General features: G+C 73.0%; 13 protein-coding genes. 2 read left to right on the top strand and 11 right to left on the bottom strand.

Annotated features, from left to right (window positions below):
• Positions 1-9: 9 nt before the first annotated feature.
• The 10 genes from asnB to AB0947_RS01540 form a co-directional block, all read right to left on the bottom strand.
• Positions 10-1944, bottom strand: coding sequence for an asparagine synthase (glutamine-hydrolyzing) (gene asnB / locus AB0947_RS01585; protein ID WP_366748260.1), 1935 nt, complete (start codon positions 1942-1944; stop codon positions 10-12).
• A 3-nt stretch (positions 1945-1947) separates the two neighbouring features.
• Complete coding sequence (locus tag AB0947_RS01580) at positions 1948-3468, bottom strand: Wzz/FepE/Etk N-terminal domain-containing protein (protein ID WP_366748259.1); 1521 nt, start codon at positions 3466-3468, stop codon at positions 1948-1950.
• Positions 3465-4835 (bottom strand): Wzz/FepE/Etk N-terminal domain-containing protein, encoded by a 1371-nt coding sequence (locus AB0947_RS01575; protein ID WP_366748258.1) that lies wholly within the window; start codon positions 4833-4835, stop codon positions 3465-3467. Before AB0947_RS01575 ends, AB0947_RS01580 begins: the two co-directional genes overlap by 4 nt.
• Complete coding sequence (locus AB0947_RS01570; protein WP_366748257.1) at positions 4832-6085, bottom strand: glycosyltransferase family 4 protein; 1254 nt, start codon at positions 6083-6085, stop codon at positions 4832-4834. The genes AB0947_RS01575 and AB0947_RS01570 overlap by 4 nt, the downstream gene beginning before the upstream one ends.
• 1 nt (position 6086) lies before the next feature.
• Positions 6087-7403, bottom strand: coding sequence for a nucleotide sugar dehydrogenase (locus AB0947_RS01565; RefSeq protein ID WP_366748256.1), 1317 nt, complete (start codon positions 7401-7403; stop codon positions 6087-6089).
• Between the two features lie 73 nt (positions 7404-7476).
• On the bottom strand, positions 7477-8955 hold the full coding sequence (locus tag AB0947_RS01560; RefSeq protein WP_366748255.1) for a sugar transferase: 1479 nt from the start codon (positions 8953-8955) through the stop codon (positions 7477-7479).
• Between the two features lie 752 nt (positions 8956-9707).
• Positions 9708-10712, bottom strand: coding sequence for a methylmalonyl Co-A mutase-associated GTPase MeaB (gene meaB, locus AB0947_RS01555; protein WP_366748254.1), 1005 nt, complete (start codon positions 10710-10712; stop codon positions 9708-9710).
• 7 nt (positions 10713-10719) lie between these two features.
• The gene (scpA, locus tag AB0947_RS01550) at positions 10720-12894 is read right to left on the bottom strand and encodes a methylmalonyl-CoA mutase (RefSeq protein ID WP_366748253.1); all 2175 of its coding nucleotides are present in this window, start codon (positions 12892-12894) and stop codon (positions 10720-10722) included.
• Positions 12894-14708, bottom strand: coding sequence for a methylmalonyl-CoA mutase family protein (locus AB0947_RS01545; RefSeq protein WP_366748252.1), 1815 nt, complete (start codon positions 14706-14708; stop codon positions 12894-12896). The genes scpA and AB0947_RS01545 overlap by 1 nt, the downstream gene beginning before the upstream one ends.
• Before the next feature lie 100 nt (positions 14709-14808).
• Positions 14809-15306 (bottom strand): winged helix DNA-binding protein, encoded by a 498-nt coding sequence (locus AB0947_RS01540; RefSeq protein WP_366748251.1) that lies wholly within the window; start codon positions 15304-15306, stop codon positions 14809-14811.
• 129 nt (positions 15307-15435) lie between these two features.
• Here AB0947_RS01540 and AB0947_RS01535 point away from each other — a divergent pair, with 129 nt between their 5' ends.
• Positions 15436-15951, top strand: coding sequence for a YceI family protein (locus AB0947_RS01535; RefSeq protein WP_366748250.1), 516 nt, complete (start codon positions 15436-15438; stop codon positions 15949-15951).
• On the opposite strand, the gene AB0947_RS01530 is transcribed toward AB0947_RS01535, so the two are convergent.
• Positions 15932-17653 (bottom strand): hypothetical protein, encoded by a 1722-nt coding sequence (locus AB0947_RS01530; protein ID WP_366748434.1) that lies wholly within the window; start codon positions 17651-17653, stop codon positions 15932-15934. The two genes, AB0947_RS01535 and AB0947_RS01530, sit on opposite strands and share 20 nt — an antisense overlap.
• A gap of 276 nt (positions 17654-17929) precedes the next feature.
• Here AB0947_RS01530 and AB0947_RS01525 point away from each other — a divergent pair, with 276 nt between their 5' ends.
• The gene (locus AB0947_RS01525; protein WP_132783268.1) at positions 17930-18319 is read left to right on the top strand and encodes a cell division protein SepF; all 390 of its coding nucleotides are present in this window, start codon (positions 17930-17932) and stop codon (positions 18317-18319) included.
• The last annotated feature ends 85 nt before the right edge of the window (positions 18320-18404 follow it).

Raw genomic sequence — 18404 nt, 5'->3', positions numbered from 1 at the left:
TCTGAATTCCTAAGCCGTCATCCGAGTGCGCTGGCCGGACCCAGAGGTCGCGTCGCGGTACCAGTACTCGAGCGTCAGTACGTGCCACAGATGCTTGGAGAAGTCCCGCTGCCCGGCGGCGTCCTCGGCGACCATCCGCCGCAGCGCGTCGCGGCGCAGGAACCCGGAACGGACGAGCTCCCCGTCGTCGACCACCTCACGCACCAGCGGTGCCAGGTCCCGGCTCATCCAGGCCCGCAGCGGCGCGCTGAACAGGCCCTTGGGCCGGTACACGATCTCCCGTGGCAGGACGGAGGCGGCCGCCTCCTTGAGGACGGCCTTGCCCTGCCGTCCGGCGATCTTGCGGTCGCCGGGCACCGCGAAGGCCGCCCTGACCACCTCGACGTCGACGTACGGCACCCGCACCTCGGTCGACGCGGCCATGCTGGAGCGGTCCGTGTACGCGAGGTTCAGACCCGGCAGGAACATCCGGGCGTCGGTCAGGCACATGCGGTTGACGAAGTCGTCCAGGTCGTTGTCCCGGTAGGTGTCCGCGTGCTCGGTGAGCACGTCCTCGACCGTCCCCGCCAGGTCCGGATCGAGGAGGGCGAGCAGCTCGTCCCGGTCGTACATGGTGTAGCTGCGCCGGAACGCGGTCTCCTCCGGCAGGTCGGCGAAGGAGAGGAACCGCTTCGCGAAGCGCACCGACCGGTACCCCCGGCGGGACGTGGCGACCGGCAGCCGGTCCACGGCCGCGGACACCCCGCGCCGCAGGGGCCGCGGGACGCGCTGGTAGCGCAGCGCGAGCAGGTTGGCCAGGTGCTTGCGGTACCCGGCGAACAGCTCGTCGGCGCCCATCCCCGACAGCAGCACCTTGACCCCGGCCTCCCGGGCGGCCGAGCAGATCAGGAACGTGTTGATCGCGGCGGGGTCGCCGATCGGCTCGTCCAGGTGGTACGTCATCCGCGGCAGCAGGTCGAGCACGTCCGGAGCGATCTCGATCTCGTGCAGGTCGACGCCGAACCGCTCGGCCACCTGCCGGGCGTAGCGCAGGTCGTCGGGCATCGCCTCGAACCTGGCGTCCTCGGCGCGGAACCCGATCGTGTAGGCGGAGATGCCGGGCCGGTGACGGGCCGCCAGCGCGGTCAGGTAGCTGGAGTCCAGCCCGCCGGAGAGGAAGGTCGCCACGGGCACGTCGGACAGCAGGTGGCGCCGGGTGGACTCCTCGACGACGGCGGCGAGGTCCGGCCGCTCGCCGGCCCGGGCCCGCTCCCGGCCCTCGGCGGCGACCTCCCTCAGGTCCCAGAACCGGCCGCGCTCCACCGAGCCGTCGGCCCGGCACCGCAGCCAGCTGCCCGGCGGCAGCTTCTCCGCCTCGCGGAACGCGCACCGCGAGTCCGGCACCCAGTAGTACAGCAGCGAGGCCACCAGCGCCGCGTGGTCCACCTCCAGCGGCCCGCCCGTCACGGCGGCGAGCGCCTTGAGCTCGGAGGCGAACACCAGGCCCGCGCCGCGCCGCAGCAGGAACAGCGGCTTGATGCCGAGCTGGTCCCGGACGAGGACGAGGTCACCGGTGCGCTCGTCGAAGATCCCGAACGCGAACATGCCGCGCAGCCGGGGCAGACAGTCGGTGCCCCAGCGCCGCCAGGCCTCCAGCAGCACCTCGGTGTCGGAGGTGCCGCGGAAGCGCACCCCGGCGGCCGCCAGCTCGGCACGCAGCTCCGGCGCGTTGTACAGCTCGCCGTTGTACGTCAGGGCGAGGCCGCCCGAGACCATCGGCTGGGCGCCGGTCTCCGACAGGTCGATGATGGCCAGCCGGCGGTGCCCGAGGTGCACCTCGCCGTCACCGGCCCGGTGGCTGTACCGGCCCGACCCGTCCGGACCGCGGTGGGCCAGGGTGCCGGTGAGCCGGTCGGTCACGGCCTTGCCGTCCGGCCAGCGGTACGTACCCGCGATGCCACACATCTCCTACCGTGCCTCCTGGTCGTTGTCCGCGCCCCGTGCGGCCCACATCGGCTGCCGCTCCGTGCGCCGCCAGCCCGTCTGCTGGGCCGGGCGCTCGCTGCGGCCGCGGAGCGCGGTGTGCAGCCCGTCCCACAGCGTGCCGTCGGTCCGGTCGCGCGGATCGGGGTCGATCAGCACCACACCGATCACCGCGATGTGCTGGTCCGCCAGTTGCCGCGCCACGGTGTGCAGCCATGCGGCGCTGCCGTGGCCGGCACGCACGACGAGCACGGTCTGCGTGCCCAGGTGGCGCAGGTCGGTCCACGCCGTGCCGGGCGCCACCGAGCCGACGCCGAGCCGGCGTTCCTGGGGCGGCACGGCCTCGGCGCGCTCGCCGCTGACCACGGTCGGGTCTCCCGGCTTCGGGCGGTGGTCCGCGAGCTGCGGGCCGGGCAGACCGTCGACGACGGTCACCGCCCCGTCCGCCGCCATCGCCCTGGCGAGGTCGAGGGCGATCGCACCGGTGGCGCGCGCACAGCCGAGTTCCAGCAGCGACACCGGTTCCGTGGAGCCGCGCACGGTACGGGCGAGGTGCGCGGTGAGCCGTTCGCGCGACAGCCGGGTCCGTCGGCGCTGCCAGGGCCTGCCCGGCCGGCGGGGCAGCTCGGCGATGACCGAGGCGCCGAGGTTCGCCGCGATGTCCCGGCGCAGCACGGGGCGGTCGGCGACCACGACGCCCACGGCGGCGACGGAGAGGCCGAGGACGAGACCGAGGACGAGTCCGATCGCGGCGTCGGTGGCCGCCGACTTGGGCAGCGAGTGCTTCACCGGGCGCGGGGCGTCCACGATCTCCGTGCCGGCGACGACCTGGGGCGTGCCGACACGCGCCTCCTCGGCGCGCTGGTTGAAGTCGGCGATCCGCGTCGTCAGTTCGGCCCGGCGGGCGAACAGCGACTCGATGCTCGCCGACTCCTGCGGGTCGGCCGCCGTCTCCGGTGACCGGTCGCCGATGTCCTTGTTGACCTGCGCGAGTTCGTCCTTCATGCGGTCACGCTGGTCGAGCAGCGCCTTGGCCTCGGCGTTCGCCGTCGCCCGCATCCTGCGCACGTGGTCCGCGACGAACGCGTCGGCCAGGGCCCCGGCCCGGGCCACCGCCTCCGCGTCGCTGCCGCCGGTCACGGTGATCTCCAGCAGGTTGTTGGTGAGGCCGGCGCCCCGGTAGTCACGCAGGAAGTCCTCGGGGTTCTCGGAGGACTTGAGCGACCGCAGGGCGCTCTCGGCGATCCGCGTGGTCCCCAGCACCTCGACGTCGGTGCGGATCAGCGTTCCGGTGTCGTTCGGCTGGTCCTCCTTGTGCGCGACCAGCACCTTGGTGACCGCGGTCGGCGGCGGTGGCATCAGGACCGCCACGGCCGCGCCGGCCAGCAGTCCGAGGAGTGCCAGGGCGCACCAGAGGCGGCGGCGCCTGCGCACCGCGACCACCAGTGCCTGGAGGTCGAGGAGCGGGGTGGTGGCCGGCGGCTCCGGCGCCGTGCTCGTCGTCACGCCGAACCCCCCGTCGCGTGGCCGCGTACCGCGAGGGCCAGGGTGGCCTCGTCCGAAGGGCGCGCGGCCGTCCTCGTGGGCCGGGTGCGGACCAGGCCGGCGACGACGATGCCGACGACCTCGTGCCCGCCGTCCGCGCACGCCTCGGCGATGCCGGCGAGCTCCTCCGCGGTCCAGCTCCCCGCGCTCAGGACGACCAGGACGCCGGACTCGGTGTCGCGGTCCGGTACGACCGGCCGGTCCACCGGGACCCGCACCACCCGCAGCTGCGGGTCGCTCTTGGCCTCGGCGGCGAGCTGTTCGGCGGCCCGGCCCCCGATCTCGTCGCCGTCCGGTACGACGGCCAGCAGACGCCGGGGAGACGGAACCCGGGTCCGGAGCCGGGCGCACACCCGGCGGTAGCGGATCCGCCGGCCGGCCTCGTCGCCGGATGCCTGCGGGGCCGGGAGGTCCCACCGGGTGTCGACCCCGAGGAGCCGGCGGATCCGGGCCCGTGGACCGCGGCCCTGCGGCCGGTGCCCGCCCCGCCGTTCGCCGGGCACGTCGACGGTGCCGAGGAGCGCCGAGCCGAGCGCAGCGGCGATCTCCGGCTCGGTGCGCAGCCGGCGATCCGCCCGAGCGGCGACGAGATGGCCGATGACCGCGAGCAGGAAGAACAGCAGCGCCCCGGCGACGACGAGCTGCACCCTGGTCGGCGGCGCCTCGCCGGTCGGGCGGGCCGCCGGCCCCATGACGACCATGCCGGCCACGGTGTTCGCCGGGTCGGCCTGCTCCAGCTTCGTCATGGCCTCCTCCAGCGACGTGCGCAGCTTCTCCAGCTCGGTGCGGGCCTGCACGCTCTCCACGGTCTGTCCCGGATCGGCCGCCCTCGCCAGTTCGCTGATGCGGCGGTTGGTCTCCTCGACCTGCTTCCGCAGCGCCGCGGGCCCGGTGGCCGCCTTGGCGTCGGTGCCGCCGCCCGCGATCCGCGCCGCGAACTTCACGAACTGGTCGGCCACCTGGTCGGCCAGCCGCTGCGCGCGCTCCGGCGTGTCGGCCGTGCCCGAGATCTTGATGATGTTGCCGTCGGAGGCCTTGGCGGCCACCTGGTCCCGCAGCTCCGTGCCGCTGACGCCGGGCCAGCCGAGCGCGGCGGCGGCGCGGTCGACCACCGTCGAACTGGTCGCGATGTCCACCTGGGTGAGCAGTTCGCGCTCTTCCCACTGACCGGGCAGCAGGACCGAGGCCGACGTCGTGTAGCGCGGCGGGAACAGCAGGGAGGCGCCGTAGCCGGCGAGCGCCCCCACCAGGGCGAGGACGGCGAGGAGCCGCCAGCGCCGGTGGAATATCCGCCCGATCGTGACCAGGCGTATCGTGTCGTTGCTCAACGTCGCGGCCTCTTCCCCGCCCGGACCGGACCGCCCGCCGGCACCGGGGCGCGGTCACGGCAGGCAGCGGCGTAGGCGGCGAGCAGCGACGCCTGCGAGTTGCGCCAGGACAGCGGCCCGCTGATCCGCTCCTGGCCGAGCTTGCCCATCCGGGCCCGCTGCTCCGGATCGTCCAGCAGCAGCGCGATGAGCCCCGCGAACTCGGCCTCGTCGTTGGCGCGCGCGTAGACGGCGGCGTCACCGGCGGAGACCCGCGCCTCGCGGAGGTCGAACGAGACGATGGGCCGGCCCATCACCATGTACTCCAGGACCTTGTTCATGGTGGACACGTCGTTGAGCGGATTGAGCGGGTCGGGGGAGAGGCACACGTCCGCGGTGGACAGGTAGCGCACCAGGTCGGCGTCCGGGACGCGCCCGGTGAACTCCACCTGCTCGGCGAGCCCGAGCCGCCGGGACAGCTCCACCATCGCGTCGAAGGTGTCGCCGGCGCCGACGAACACCGCGTGCCAGTCGGTCCGCCCGAGCTCGTCGCGCAGCTTCGCGAGGGCCCGCAGGGCGTAGTCGACGCCGTCCTGCGGACCCATGACGCCCAGGTAGCACAGCAGATGAGGCTTGCCGCGCTTCAGCTCCGGCTCGGGCGGTACCGGCTGGAACCGCTCGGTGTCGGGCGCGCTGCGCACCACGAAGACGTCCTGCGGACGCCGGCCGCCACGGCGCAGCGCGACGCCCCGGTAGCTCTCGTTCGTGGCGAGCACGACGTCCGCGGCCCGGTAGGTGAGCCGTTCCAGCGCGCACACACCGCGGTAGAGCAGGTCCTTGCCGCGGTCGAACCGGGACAGGTACAGCTCGGGCACCAGGTCGTGCTGGTCGAACACGAACCGCGCCCCGCGCCGCTTCAGCCACAGCGCCGGCAGGAACAGCAGGTCGGGCGGGTTGCAGGCGTGGACCACGTCGACCGGGCCGACCTTCCGGGCCAGCCGGACCGTGTGCCACAGCGCCGATCCGTACTCCCGCAGGTAGCCGGCCGGTCCTCCGGTGGCGGCGCGCAGCGGGTAGCGGTGGATGCGCACCCCGTCGATCTCCGCCTCCGGCTCCGTGTCCCGCTTGGTCCCCCGGGGGCAGATGACGTGCACCTCCCAGCCGGCGTCGCGCAGCGTCGTGCACTCCTGCCACACCCGCCGGTCGAACGGCACGGACAGGTTCTCCACCAGGATCAGCGCGCGCCGGGCCGGGCCGGCGCCGCCCGTCATGTCACCAGGCAAGGCCCACGTACCCCGGTTCGGCCCGGCGCGCCTCGGCGTCGGGGAGACGGACGAGGTCGACGAGCACCGGTCCGCCGCCCTGGGGCAGGGCCGACAGCACGGCCGGGTCCCTGGTGCCGACCAGGCACACCTCGGCGTGTTCCAGCACCTCGCCGACGGAGTCCGCGAGCAGCTGCGCGAGGTGCGGCAGCCGGTTCTCGATGTACTCGCGGTTCGCGCCGATCAGCCGGGACAGGTTCACGTTGGCGTCGTAGATCCGCAGGTCGTACCCCTTGCCGAAGAGCCTCTCCGCCAGCTCGACGAGCGGGCTCTCGCGCAGGTCGTCGGTGCCGGGTTTGAAGGAGAGCCCGAACATGCCTATGCGTCTCCTGCCGGTCCGCTCGACCAGGTCCACCGCGCGTTGCAGATGGTCGGAGTTGGAGGGCAGCACGTGCGCGAGGATGGGCACCGAGACGTCGGCCCGCCGCGCCGCGTGCACCAGGCTGCGCAGGTCCTTGGGCAGGCAGGAGCCGCCGAAGGCGAAGCCGGGCCGCAGGTAGGCGGGGCTGATGTTCAGCTTGCGGTCGGCCAGGAAGACGTCCATCACCTGGTGCGAGTCGACCCCGAGCGCCTGGCACACCGCGCCCAGTTCGTTCGCGAAGCCGATCTTGAGGCCGTGGAACGCGTTGTCCGCGTACTTGATCGCCTCGGCCGTCGGCACCGGCACCCGGAACACCTCTCCGGGCAGGCCGTCGTACAGCGCCGCCACCGTGTCGCCGCTCGCCGGGTCCAGCTCGCCGATGACGGTCTTGGGCGGGTCGAAGAAGTCCCGCACGCTCGTGCCCTCGCGCAGGAACTCCGGGTTGACCGCGACCCCGACGTCCACGCCGGCCGTACCGCCGACGTACTTCTCCAGGATGGGCACCAGCAGGTTCAGGCAGGTGCCCGGGAGCATGGTGCTGCGGAAGACGACGGTGTGCCGCCCGCCGCGTTCGGCCAGCGCCGCGCCGATCTGCTCGGTGACCCGCTCCAGGTACGTGGTGCACAGACTGCCGTTGGGCTCCGACGGCGTCCCCACGCAGACCAGCGACACCTCGCTGTTCACGACCGCCTCGCGGACGTCGCCGGTGGCGCGCAACGCCCCCGTCCGCACGACCTCGGCGGTGAGCTCGCCGATCCGCTCCTCGACCACCGGGGCCTTGCCGTCGTTGACCAGGTCGACCTTCACCTGGTTGACGTCCACCCCGATGACCTCGTGCCCCATGCTGGCCAGGCACGCGGCCGACACGCAGCCCACGTAGCCGAGCCCGAAAACGCTGACTCTCATGACCCGTTCCTCCCCCCAGGCAGGCCTGGTGGCCTGCGGTCCGCGCGTCCGGCCGGACGACGGCCCCCGCACATCAGTAGGCGCCCTGCCCGTAGAGCACCGCACGCAGCGTCTTCCACAAGATCACTGTGTCCAGGGCGAGCGACCAGTCCTCCACGTACCGCAGGTCCAGGCGGACCGCTTCCTCCCACGACAGGTCGCTGCGCCCGCTGATCTGCCACAGGCCGGTGAGTCCGGGCTTGACCAGCAGCCGACGCCGGATGTCCGGGTCGTACGCGGCGCACTCCTCCGGCAACGGAGGCCGCGGACCGACGAGCGACATCGATCCGGTGAGCACGTTGAACAGCTGCGGGAGCTCGTCGAGCGAGTACCGGCGCAGCACGGTTCCGACCCGGGTCACGCGTGGATCCCGGCGGAGCTTGAACAGCGGGCCGGCACCCTCGTTGCGGTGGGCCAGCTGGGCACGCGCCCCGTCGGCCCCGACGACCATGGTGCGGAACTTGTACATGGTGAACTCGCGGCCGTCCTTGCCGACCCTGCGCTGGCGGTAGAACGCCCCGCCCCGGCTGTCCGCCACCACGAGCAGCCCGACGAGCACCATCAGCGGCGCGAACAGCAGCAGCAGGAGCGCCGCGCCCATCCGGTCGACGACGCCCTTGACCGCCCGACGGCCCCCGGTGAAGGCCGGCATGCTGACCCTCAGCAGCGGGATGCCGAGCACCGCGTCGACGTGCAGCCGGGGACCGGCCACCTCCATCAGCACGGGTGCGACGACCATCTCGGCGTCGCTGCCCTCGAGGTTCCAGGCCAGCCGCTGCAGCCGGGCCGGTGACCAGTGCGGGTCCGGTGTGACCGCGACGACACGGTAGCCGTCGTGGTGGACGTGCTTGGCGACGTCCGCGAGCCGGCCGACTACCGGCACCCCGTCCAGTTCGTCACCGTCGAGACCGAGACCGTCCGTCGTGCACACGGCGTCCACGCGCCAGCCGAGGTGCGGGAACTTGCGGGTCCGGATGATCAGGTCGCGCGCGGTGGCCACGCTCCCGGCGGCGAGCACCGGTCGCAGGCACTGCCCCTCCTTGCGCTGCCTGTGCAGCCACAGGCGCAGCAGGTACCGCGCGGTCATGGTGACGAGCGCGATCGCGGGGACCGCGACGAAGATCCAGAGCTTGATGTTGCGGGAGGTGAGGGCTATCCCGCCGAGCGCGAGTACGACGGTCGCCGTGAACAGCGAGCGTCCGAGCCGCCGGAACTCCTCGGCTCCCTGGCCGAGTACGGCCGGAGCCCACGCCCGGCTCACCGCGAGCGCCCCGAGCACCAGCAGTTCGGTGCCGAAGGCGAGTATCCCCCACTTCTCATGCCAGTTGGCCGCGTCGCGGGCCCCGAAGAAGTTGCCGATAGCCGCCACCACGCAGGCCGTGGCCACGGTGTCGCTGATGATCACGATACGGCGGTACCGCTGCTCCCAGTCGGTTATGGACCGGCTGGCCGCCCCGTTCGCCAGACGCTCGCGCGCAGACGGAAACGGGCTGACAAGTCCCCCTTGCCGCACAGAACCCCCCCAGGTCCCAGTGGTTCGACGTGTTCGCCCAACACTGTTCGTCCCCCTCGGGAGGCCCCCGCCTCCCGCACTGTTCCTCCCCCGGGGGCCCCCACCCCCGCGCATGCCGTCCCGGACTACCAGAATTGATCATCAACACGTCCGGCACAGGGGACGCGACTACCGGCCTTCCATTGCGCCGGACTTAAAGATCATTAATTGGTTGCCAAGTGTCCGAACAGCTGAAGCACGGTCAATCTAGACCATCGGGGCCGATCTGAAGAGAGGATGTGTGGAATTTGTGCTCAGGCTTTTGGGGCTCGGTCCACCGCCCGGTGACCGCCCACGGGCGCCTTTGCGCCACCGCGCGCCCAGCGGCTCATCGAGCCCCGGGAGCGGCTTCCACGCGACGTGATCGTGTGGGTAGAGGTCCTCTGACCTGCGGCTTCTGTGGCCGGCCGAGGGAGGTGGGCGCCGCGCCGATCATGGCGCGGGCCGTCATGAATGCAGCCGGGCGCCCGTGCGGTGGGCGACCGGCGTGATCGAAACCAGCGCTGCGCGGTATGGCCGGTCTTCACTGGTTACCGCCCGACCCCGCCCATCACTTCAGGAACTGACGTTCATATATCCGCGCGTTTGTTCGCGCTGCGCGCTTCCCCTGATTCCTGGATCGCACACCCGGGTGCATTCCACGGAAGGGATTTCCACGCGGTACCGCCGGTGGCCCGCCGCGCCGAAGGGACGCGGCGGGACCCGGGTGTCGCTCAGCCTTCGGCCGGAAGCGCCGTACGGCCCTCGAAAGCCGCCAGGATGCGCTCCGCCGCCAGCGTGGCCGTCAACCGGCCCTCCCTGACCTGCTGTTCGAGGTCCGGTGCCGTCGCGCGGACCGCCGGGTCGGCGTGCAGGCGGCCGAGGAGTTCGTCGCGGACCATCGCCCAGGTCCAGCCGACCTGCTGGTCCCGGCGTTTGGCGGCCAGCCGGCCGGTGGAGTCGAGCAGGACGCGGTGCTGCTCCAGACGCTCCCAGACCGTGTCGAGACCGGCCGGCTCGCGGGCGCTGCAGTGCAGCACCGGCGGGGTCCAGAAGGCGTCCTTGCCGTGCATCAGGCGCAGCGCTCCCGCCAACTCCCGTGCCGCCGCCCGCGCGTCGCGCTCGTGCGGACCGTCCGCCTTGTTGACGGCGATCACGTCGGCCAGCTCCAGGACGCCCTTCTTGATGCCCTGCAACTGGTCACCGGTGCGGGCCAGCGTCAGCAGCAGGAAGGAGTCGACCATCTCGGCGACCGTCGTCTCGGACTGCCCGACGCCGACGGTCTCGACCAGGATCACGTCGTAGCCCGCCGCTTCCATCACCACCATCGACTCCCGGGTGGCCTTCGCGACCCCGCCCAGCGTGCCCGCGCTGGGGGAGGGACGGACGAAGGCCGCCGGGTCGACCGCCAGGCGCTCCATCCTGGTCTTGTCGCCCAGGATGGAGCCGCCCGTGCGGGTGGAGGACGGGTCGACGGCGAGGACCGCCACCCGGTGGCCCAGCGAGGTCAGCATCGTGCCGAACGCGTCGATGAACGTCGACTTGCCGACACCCGGCACCCCGCTGACGCCGATCCGGCGCGCCCGGCCGCTGTGCGGCAGCAGCTCGGTGAGCAACTGCTGCGCCAGCGCCCGGTGCTGGGGCCGGGTGGACTCGACGAGGGTGATGGCGCGGGCCACCAGGGCCCGCTTCCCGTCGAGCACGCCCTTCACATAGGTGTCCAGATCGATCGCGGCCATCGCGGCCCTACAGCTCGTGGCCGAGGTCGGCCGACAGGCGCTTGACCAGGTCGTGGGCGGCGTCCGGGATCACGGTCCCCGGCAGGAACACCTCCGCCGCGCCCATCTCCCGCAGGGCCGGCACGTCCTGCGGCGGGATCACCCCGCCGACCACGATCATGATGTCCTCGCGGCCCTCCTCGGCGAGCTTCTCGCGCAGCGCCGGGACGAGCGTGAGGTGACCGGCGGCCAGCGAGGAGACCCCGACCACGTGCACGTCCGCCTCGACGGCCTGCCGGGCGACCTCCTCCGGCGTCTGGAACAGCGGGCCGACGTCGACGTCGAAGCCGAGGTCGGCGAAGGCGGTCGCGATCACCTTCTGGCCGCGGTCGTGGCCGTCCTGGCCCATCTTGGCGACCAGGATGCGCGGCCGGCGCCCCTCGGCCTCCTCGAACGCGTCCACCAGCGCCCGGGTGCGGTCCACGGACGGGGACCGGCCTGCTTCGTTGCGGTACACGCCGGAGATCGTACGGATCTGGCTCGCGTGCCGCCCGTACACCTTCTCCAGGGCGTCGGAGATCTCGCCGACCGTCGCCTTCGCGCGGGCCGCGCGCACGGCCAGCTCCAGCAGGTTCTCCGTGCCGTCGGCCGCCCGGGTGAGCGCGTCCAGGGCGTCCTGGCAGGCCCGCTCGTCCCGCTCCGCCCGCAGCCGGCGCAGCTTCTCGATCTGCTGCGCCCGCACGGAGGAGTTGTCGACCTTGAGGACCTCGATCCGCTCGTCGCTGTCGACGCGGTACTTGTTGACGCCGATCACCGGCTGCCGCCCGGAGTCGATGCGGGCCTGGGTGCGGGCCGCCGCCTCCTCCACTCGCAGCTTGGGGATGCCCGCGTCGATGGCCTGCGCCATGCCGCCCGCCTGCTCGACCTCCTGGATGTGCGCCCACGCCTTGCGGGCGAGGTCGTACGTCAGCCGCTCCACGTAGGCGCTGCCGCCCCACGGGTCGATGACCCGGGTGGTGCCCGACTCCTGCTGGATGAGCAGCTGGGTGTTGCGGGCGATGCGCGCCGAGAAGTCGGTCGGCAGCGCCAGGGCCTCGTCGAGGGCGTTGGTGTGCAGCGACTGGGTGTGGCCCTGGGTCGCCGCCATCGCCTCCACGGCCGTGCGCGTGACGTTGTTGAAGACGTCCTGCGCGGTCAGCGACCAGCCCGAGGTCTGCGAATGGGTGCGCAGCGAGAGGGACTTGGCGTTCTTCGGGTCGAACTGCCGCACCAGCTTCGCCCACAGCAGCCGGGCCGCGCGCAGCTTGGCGATCTCCATGAAGAAGTTCATGCCGATCGCCCAGAAGAAGGACAGCCGGGGCGCGAACGCGTCGACGTCCAGGCCCGCCTCCCGCCCCGCGCGGATGTACTCCACCCCGTCCGCGAGCGTGTACGCCAGCTCCAGGTCGGCGGTCGCGCCGGCCTCCTGGATGTGGTAGCCGGAGATGGAGATGGAGTTGTAGCGGGGCATCCGCTGCGAGGTGTACGCGAAGATGTCGGAGATGATCCGCATCGACGGCTTCGGCGGGTAGATGTAGGTGTTGCGGACCATGAACTCCTTCAGAATGTCGTTCTGAATGGTCCCGGCCAGCTTCTCGGGCGGTACGCTCTGCTCCTCCGCCGCCACGATGTACAGCGCCAGCACCGGCAGCACGGCGCCGTTCATCGTCATCGACACCGTCATCCGGTCCAGCGGGATGCCGTCGAACAGCCGGCGCATGTCGTAGATCGAGTCGATGGCCACGCCCGCCATGCCGACGTCACCGGTCACGCGCGGGTGGTCACTGTCGTAGCCCCGGTGGGTGGGCAGGTCGAAGGCGACCGACAGGCCCTTCTGGCCGGCCGCCAGATTGCGCCGGTAGAACGCGTTGGACTCCTCGGCGGTGGAGAAGCCCGCGTACTGGCGGATCGTCCAGGGCTGGTTGACGTACATCGTCGGGTAGGGGCCGCGCAGGTACGGCGCGATGCCCGGGTAGGTGCCCAGGAAGTCCAGGCCCTCCAGGTCACGGCCGGTGTACAGCGGCTTGACCCCGATGCCCTCCGGGGTCTCCCACAGCGGCTGCGGGCCCCCGGTGGCCCGCTCCAGGGCCGCACGCCACTCGCCCTCGGTGGCGTCGGCGGCCGGGGTCCCCAGCTCGATGCCGGAGAAGTCGGGGATTCCCATCAGGACACTCCCATGCGGTCGAGGGTCGCGGACAGGACGTCCACGGCGTCACAGCCCGCGAAGACGTACGAGTCGATGCCGGCGTAGTCGCCCCGGCCCGCCAGGAAGACGTGCCGGGCACCGGCCGCGCGCAGCGCCCGCGCGGTCTCCTCGGCCTGTTCGGCGTAGAGCGCGTCGGTGGAGCACAGCACGGCCTCGGTGGCGCCGCTGTCCTCGAAGCGGCCCTCGGCGACCGGCTCGATGCCGCCGGCCTGGAAGAGGTTGGCGGCGAAGGTCGAGCGGGCGGTGTACTCGGCGGCGGAGCCGATCGTGGCGAGGAAGACGCGCGGCCGGGCGCCGGTCGCCGCCAGATGGGCGTCGGAGCGGGCGCGCAGCTCCTCGAACGCCTCGTCGCGGCGCACGCGCGGCAGCCCGCCGGACGGCGGCTCGGGCGCGGGCGCGCGCTCCACCGGCTTCTCCGCCAGCAGCGGGAACTCGCTGACGCCGGTGATGGGTTCGCGCCGCTTGGCGAGCCGCTTGGAGCGCTCGGCCCAGGTCGTCGCCAGGTCGGTGCGCAGCCGGCCGGAGCGCAGGACGGCGGCCTGGCCGCCGTCGCGCTCGACCGACCGGAAGAACTGCCAGGCGGCCTCGGCGAGTTCGTCGGTCAGCCGCTCGACGTACCAGGAGCCCCCGGCCGGGTCGATGACCCGGGCCAGGTGGGACTCCTCGATCAGGATGGAGGAGGTGTTGCGGGCGATCCGGCGCGCGAACGCGTCCGGGAGGCCGAGCGCGTGGTCGAACGGCAGCACGGTCACGGAGTCCGCCCCGCCCACCCCCGCGGCGAGCGTCGCGACCGTCGTGCGGAGCATGTTCACCCAGGGGTCGCGGCGGGTCATCATCACCGGCGACGTCACCACGTGCTGCACCTGCGCGCCCGCGTCCGGTGCCCCGCACACCTCGGCGACCCGCGCCCACAGCCGGCGCGCGGCGCGCAGCTTGGCGATGGTCAGGAACTGGTCGGCGGTGGCCGCGTAACGGAACTCCAGCTGGGCGGCGGCCTGGTCGACGCCGAGCCCGGCCTCGGTCAGCTCCCGCAGGTAGGCCACGCCGGTGGCGAGCGAGGCGCCCAGCTCCTGCGCGGCCGAGCCGCCCGCCTCGTGGTACGGCAGCGCGTCCACGGTCAGCGCGCGCAGGCCCGGGTACCGCTCGGCGCAGCGGACGGCCAGGGCGGCGAAGGGGGCGAAGTCCAGTGCGGTGCCGGTACGGGCCTCGTACCCGAGCGGGTCGCCGCCCAGGTTGCCGCGGGCGGCCTCGGGGTCGACGCCCTTGTCGTCGTACAGCCGCAGCAGCGCCTCGGCGGCGGCCTCGGTGTCGCGGCCCGCGTCCAGGGCGACCGCCGCCAGATCGAGGTAGACGCCGTCGAGGGCGCGGCCCAGCGCGGAGACCGGGATGCCGCCCTCGCCCAGCACCAGCCACAGGGAGGTGCCGCCGTTCTCCAGGTCGGCGAGCACGGCGTCGGCCGTGCCGTCGGCGAGTGCCGTGTGCCGCTGCCGTACGTCCCAGCCGCTCGTGCTGGTGCCCTGCGCGCGGCTGCCCCGCACGAAGGGGGCGAAGCCCGGCAGGCCGGGGTCGGGCGCGCTGTCGCGCGCGGTGTACAGGGGCCGGGTGCGCAGCCCGTCCTCCAGCGTCGTGGACAGGGCGTCCTCGGCTGCCGCGCCGGTCAGTTCCTTGCCGGACTTGCGCAGGACGCCCTCGACCAGGCGTTGCCACTGCTCATGTGTCGCGTCAGGGAACTCGGCGGCCAGTGAGAGCCCGTCGTCAGGCAGGACCGTCATGGCTCGGATGCTAGGGCAGGCTGTCGGAGCAAGGGCGGAGCACGGGCTGTGAGGTTTCTCTTCTTGCGGTGGTGACGTGTGTCTCTCCGTGCCCGGCGGCTCAGCGGGTCCCGGTCTCCAGATCCGGGACGAGGGCGCACACGGCCGCCCGCTGCTCGGGGCCCATGGAGTCGGCGAGGGCCTGGCGGACGGTGCCGGCGAGCAGGGCGGAGGTCTCGCGCAGCAGGTCGCGGGCCTTGTCGGTGAGGGCGACCTGCACGCCCCGCTTGTCGCCGCACACGGACGTGCGGCTGACGAGACCGGCCCGCTGGAGGCAGGCGATCTGGTAGGTGAGGCGGGTCTTGGGGCGGCCGAGGAGATCGGCGACCTGCGTCATCCGCAGTCCGGTGCGCGGCTGCTCCGCCAGCAGGCACAGGATCAGGAACTCGTCGTGGGAGACGTCGAGGGTCTCCTTCACGGCCGACCGCAGCCGCTGCTCCACGGCGCCGGTCGCGGCCAGCAGGACCATCCAGGCGCGCAGTTCGCCCGGGAGCAGCCCGTCGCCGTGCGCGAGGGGGCAGGAGGGCTGGTCGGCGGTGTGCGCGTCGGAGGCGGACATGGGTCGAGTCTACCTGTTGTCCAAATTTGTACGAGAACACCCGGCGCTGGTTGTTCAAATTTGGATGAGGGGCTAGCGTGAGATCCAGTCATCCAAATTTGAATCACCTTTGAGCCTCTGGAGTACGACATGACCGTCGCCGTGGAGACCGGCCTGTGGCAGCTCGACCCGACCGCGTCCACCGTGGGCCTGCGGCACAAGACCCTGTGGGGCCTGGTCACCGTCAAGGGCGCCTTCACCGGCGTCGGCGGCACCGGCGAGGTGCGGCCCGACGGCTCGGCCACCGGCACCGTGACCCTGGACGCGGCCTCCCTCGACACGAAGAGCGCCAAGCGGGACGCGCACCTGCGGTCGGCCGACTTCTTCGACGCCGAGCGTCACCCGGAGATCACCTTCGCCGTGCGCGGCGCGGACCGGCTCGAAGGCGACACGGTCCGGGTCACCGGACAGCTCACCGTCCGGGGCGTCAGCCGGCCCCTGTCCCTCACGGCCCGCCTGACCGGCGTGAGCGCCGACGCGCTGACCCTGGAGACGGAGTTCGGCGTGGACCGCGAGCAGTTCGGCATGGGCTGGAACCAGCTCGGCATGATGCGCGGCCTGACCACGGTCACGGCCGCGCTCCGCTTCACCCGCGCCGCGGACTGAGGCCCAGCGCCGCCCGGGGCACGTCCTGGGTGGACAGCGTCTGCGGGTCCGCCGTGAAGGCGCGCAGCCGGTAGCGGGTACCGGGCTTCACCGGCGCCGGGACATCACCGGACGGCGCCCACAGTACGACGGTCGCCGTGCGGTGCGCGGGAATCGTCGCCGGGCCGCGCATCAGCGACCAGTAACGGCCCATCCCCTGGCCGGCGCTGAGCATGTAGTGCGGGGTGAGCGCGGTGCCGCCCGTGTTGGTGACCCGCAGGGTCAGCCGGGACAGGGTCCGTGCCGGGGTCCGCCGGGCCGCCGTGACGTCCATCCGCAGCGGCGGCGTCCCCGTCACCGCCAGGGCCGCGCTCACCAGCGCGGGAGTGATCAGCGCGGTGGCGGCCACGGCCAGTGCCGCCCGGCGGCGCGGACCGGTGAACGGGCGGGGCCGCGGCTGCCAGGCGTGGGCGAACTCCGGCAGGGGCGCGGTCACCGCCGCCGCCAGCCACAGCGGGGTCATCATCAGGTAGTAGCCGTCCTGGGACCGGGTCGCCAGGTAGAACGCGCACCAGGGCAGCACGGTCGCGGCCGGCCCGAGCCGCCGGACGAACAGCGCGAACACCGCCAGCAGGGCGGCGGCGAGCAGCACGCTCGCCCGGCCGTACCAGTCGAGGCGGTCGCTGCCGTGGGTGAAGTACAGCGAGACGTCCACCAGCCCCTGGCCGTGCAGCACCGCGCCCTGGGTCAGCGGCAGGGCGATGCCCCGCAGCCACCGGCCGGGCTCGCTCACGACGAAGTACACGTTGATCAGCAGCCAGGTGAGCACCGCGGTCCCCGCGATCCGCAGCACCACCCGCGCCGCCGCCTGGCCGCCCAGCTCCCCGCGCCGCACGGCGTAGATCCCGGCCAGCAGGAACGGCGCGACGAACCACGGAAGTTGCTGGGCGGCGCACGCGGCGCCCAGACACGCGGCACGCGCGAGCCCGGCCGCGCCCAGCCGGCCGCGCGCGCCGAGCCGGGGCCAGCGCACCACCACCGGCAGCAGCAGGACCAGGCCGATGATCGCCGGGTAGCCCTGGCGGGCGTACATCGGCAGGAAGCCGAAGCCGAGGCAGACCATCGTCGCCGCCGAGCGCCAGGGCACCGGGAGCAGCCGCCACAGCACCACCGCGCCCACGACCAGCGCGACCGTCGCCGCCGCCGTCGCCGGGGCGCCGCGGTGCCCCAGCCACAGCAGCGGCGCGGTGAGCAGCGGGGCCAGCGGGGGGTAGCCGTAGGTGAAGTCGTATCCGCCGCCCATGGTCGGCGTCAGCGCGACGCCCTCGGCGTGGAACAGCCAGGGCCAGGGCTGGTCGTACACCGGGCGCCCGGCGACGAGTTCCCGCGCGGCCTGGGTGGTGAGGACCGCCTCGTCACCGCCGCCGTGGTTCAGGGCCCAGGCGCACAGGGCGAGGGTGACCGCCGTCGCCAGCACCACCAGGTCCAGACGGGCCAGCGAGCGCGTCCGGCGGACGGTGAGGGCGAGCACGCCGGTCACCAGGATCGAGGCGTAGCAGACCGAGACGACCCCCGCGAGGACCAGCTGGTGCGTCGCCGCCTGGGTCCACACCGAGCGCGTGCCGATGAACAGGCTCACGTCGGCGAGGAGCGTCAGTACGCGGTGCCACTGCGCGGGGCCGTCCGGCACCGCGGCGCGGGCCCCCGGATCGGCGGACACCACCGACGATGTCCGCCGTCCGGGTGTCACCTGCTGTGTCTCTGCCAAGTGCACGGCACGCGACGCTAGCGGGGAGGAGTGAGCGGTGCGCGCGGACCGATGAAGAGTCGGGTATGAGCCCGGTAAGAAACGGGCGTATCCGTACATCTGACGCAGGGTGTGACGCGCGAGATACGGCCGGCCCGGTCGCGCACCGTGTCGTTGTTGGGCCGAACGGGTGACTTGGCGTAAGAATTGGCTGGTGCAGGCAACAAGTGCGAGTCAGGTCAGGGGGAGCCGGTGAGCCGTTACGACGTCACCGATGAACAGTGGGAAGGGCTCGCCCAGGTCGTGCCGCTGCGGGGCCGGGACGCCTGGCCGTCCGCGGTGGACCACCGCTCGCTGCCCGACGCCGAGACCGAGACCCGGCGCCGGTTCGTGGTCCTGCGTGTCAACGTCTTCGCGGACGCCCGGGAAGTCGCCGAGACCCTGATGGCCGGGGCGCCGGTGCTGCTCGACCTGTCCGGCGCGGAGGGCGACGTCGCCAAGCGCGTCCTCGACTTCAGCACGGGCGTCGTCTTCGGCCTGGGCAGCGGCATGCACCGCGTGGACCGCAACGTCTTCCTCCTCACCCCGCCCGGGACGGAGGTCAGCGGACTCATGGAAGGCGCGGCGATCTCGGGCGGCTGACCCCGCGCCGCGCCCTGCCGGGGGGTGCGGGAGCACGGGCGGTGCTGCGGGAGCGCGGGAGGTGTTGCTGGAGTTCCGGCCGTGC

The organism is Streptomyces sp. NPDC047841 (genome assembly GCF_040704085.1).
Classification (GTDB): domain Bacteria; phylum Actinomycetota; class Actinomycetes; order Streptomycetales; family Streptomycetaceae; genus Streptomyces; species Streptomyces argyrophylli.
The sequence above is the reverse complement of the archived record's forward strand: the minus strand, read 5'-3'. Positions and strand labels throughout refer to the sequence as shown.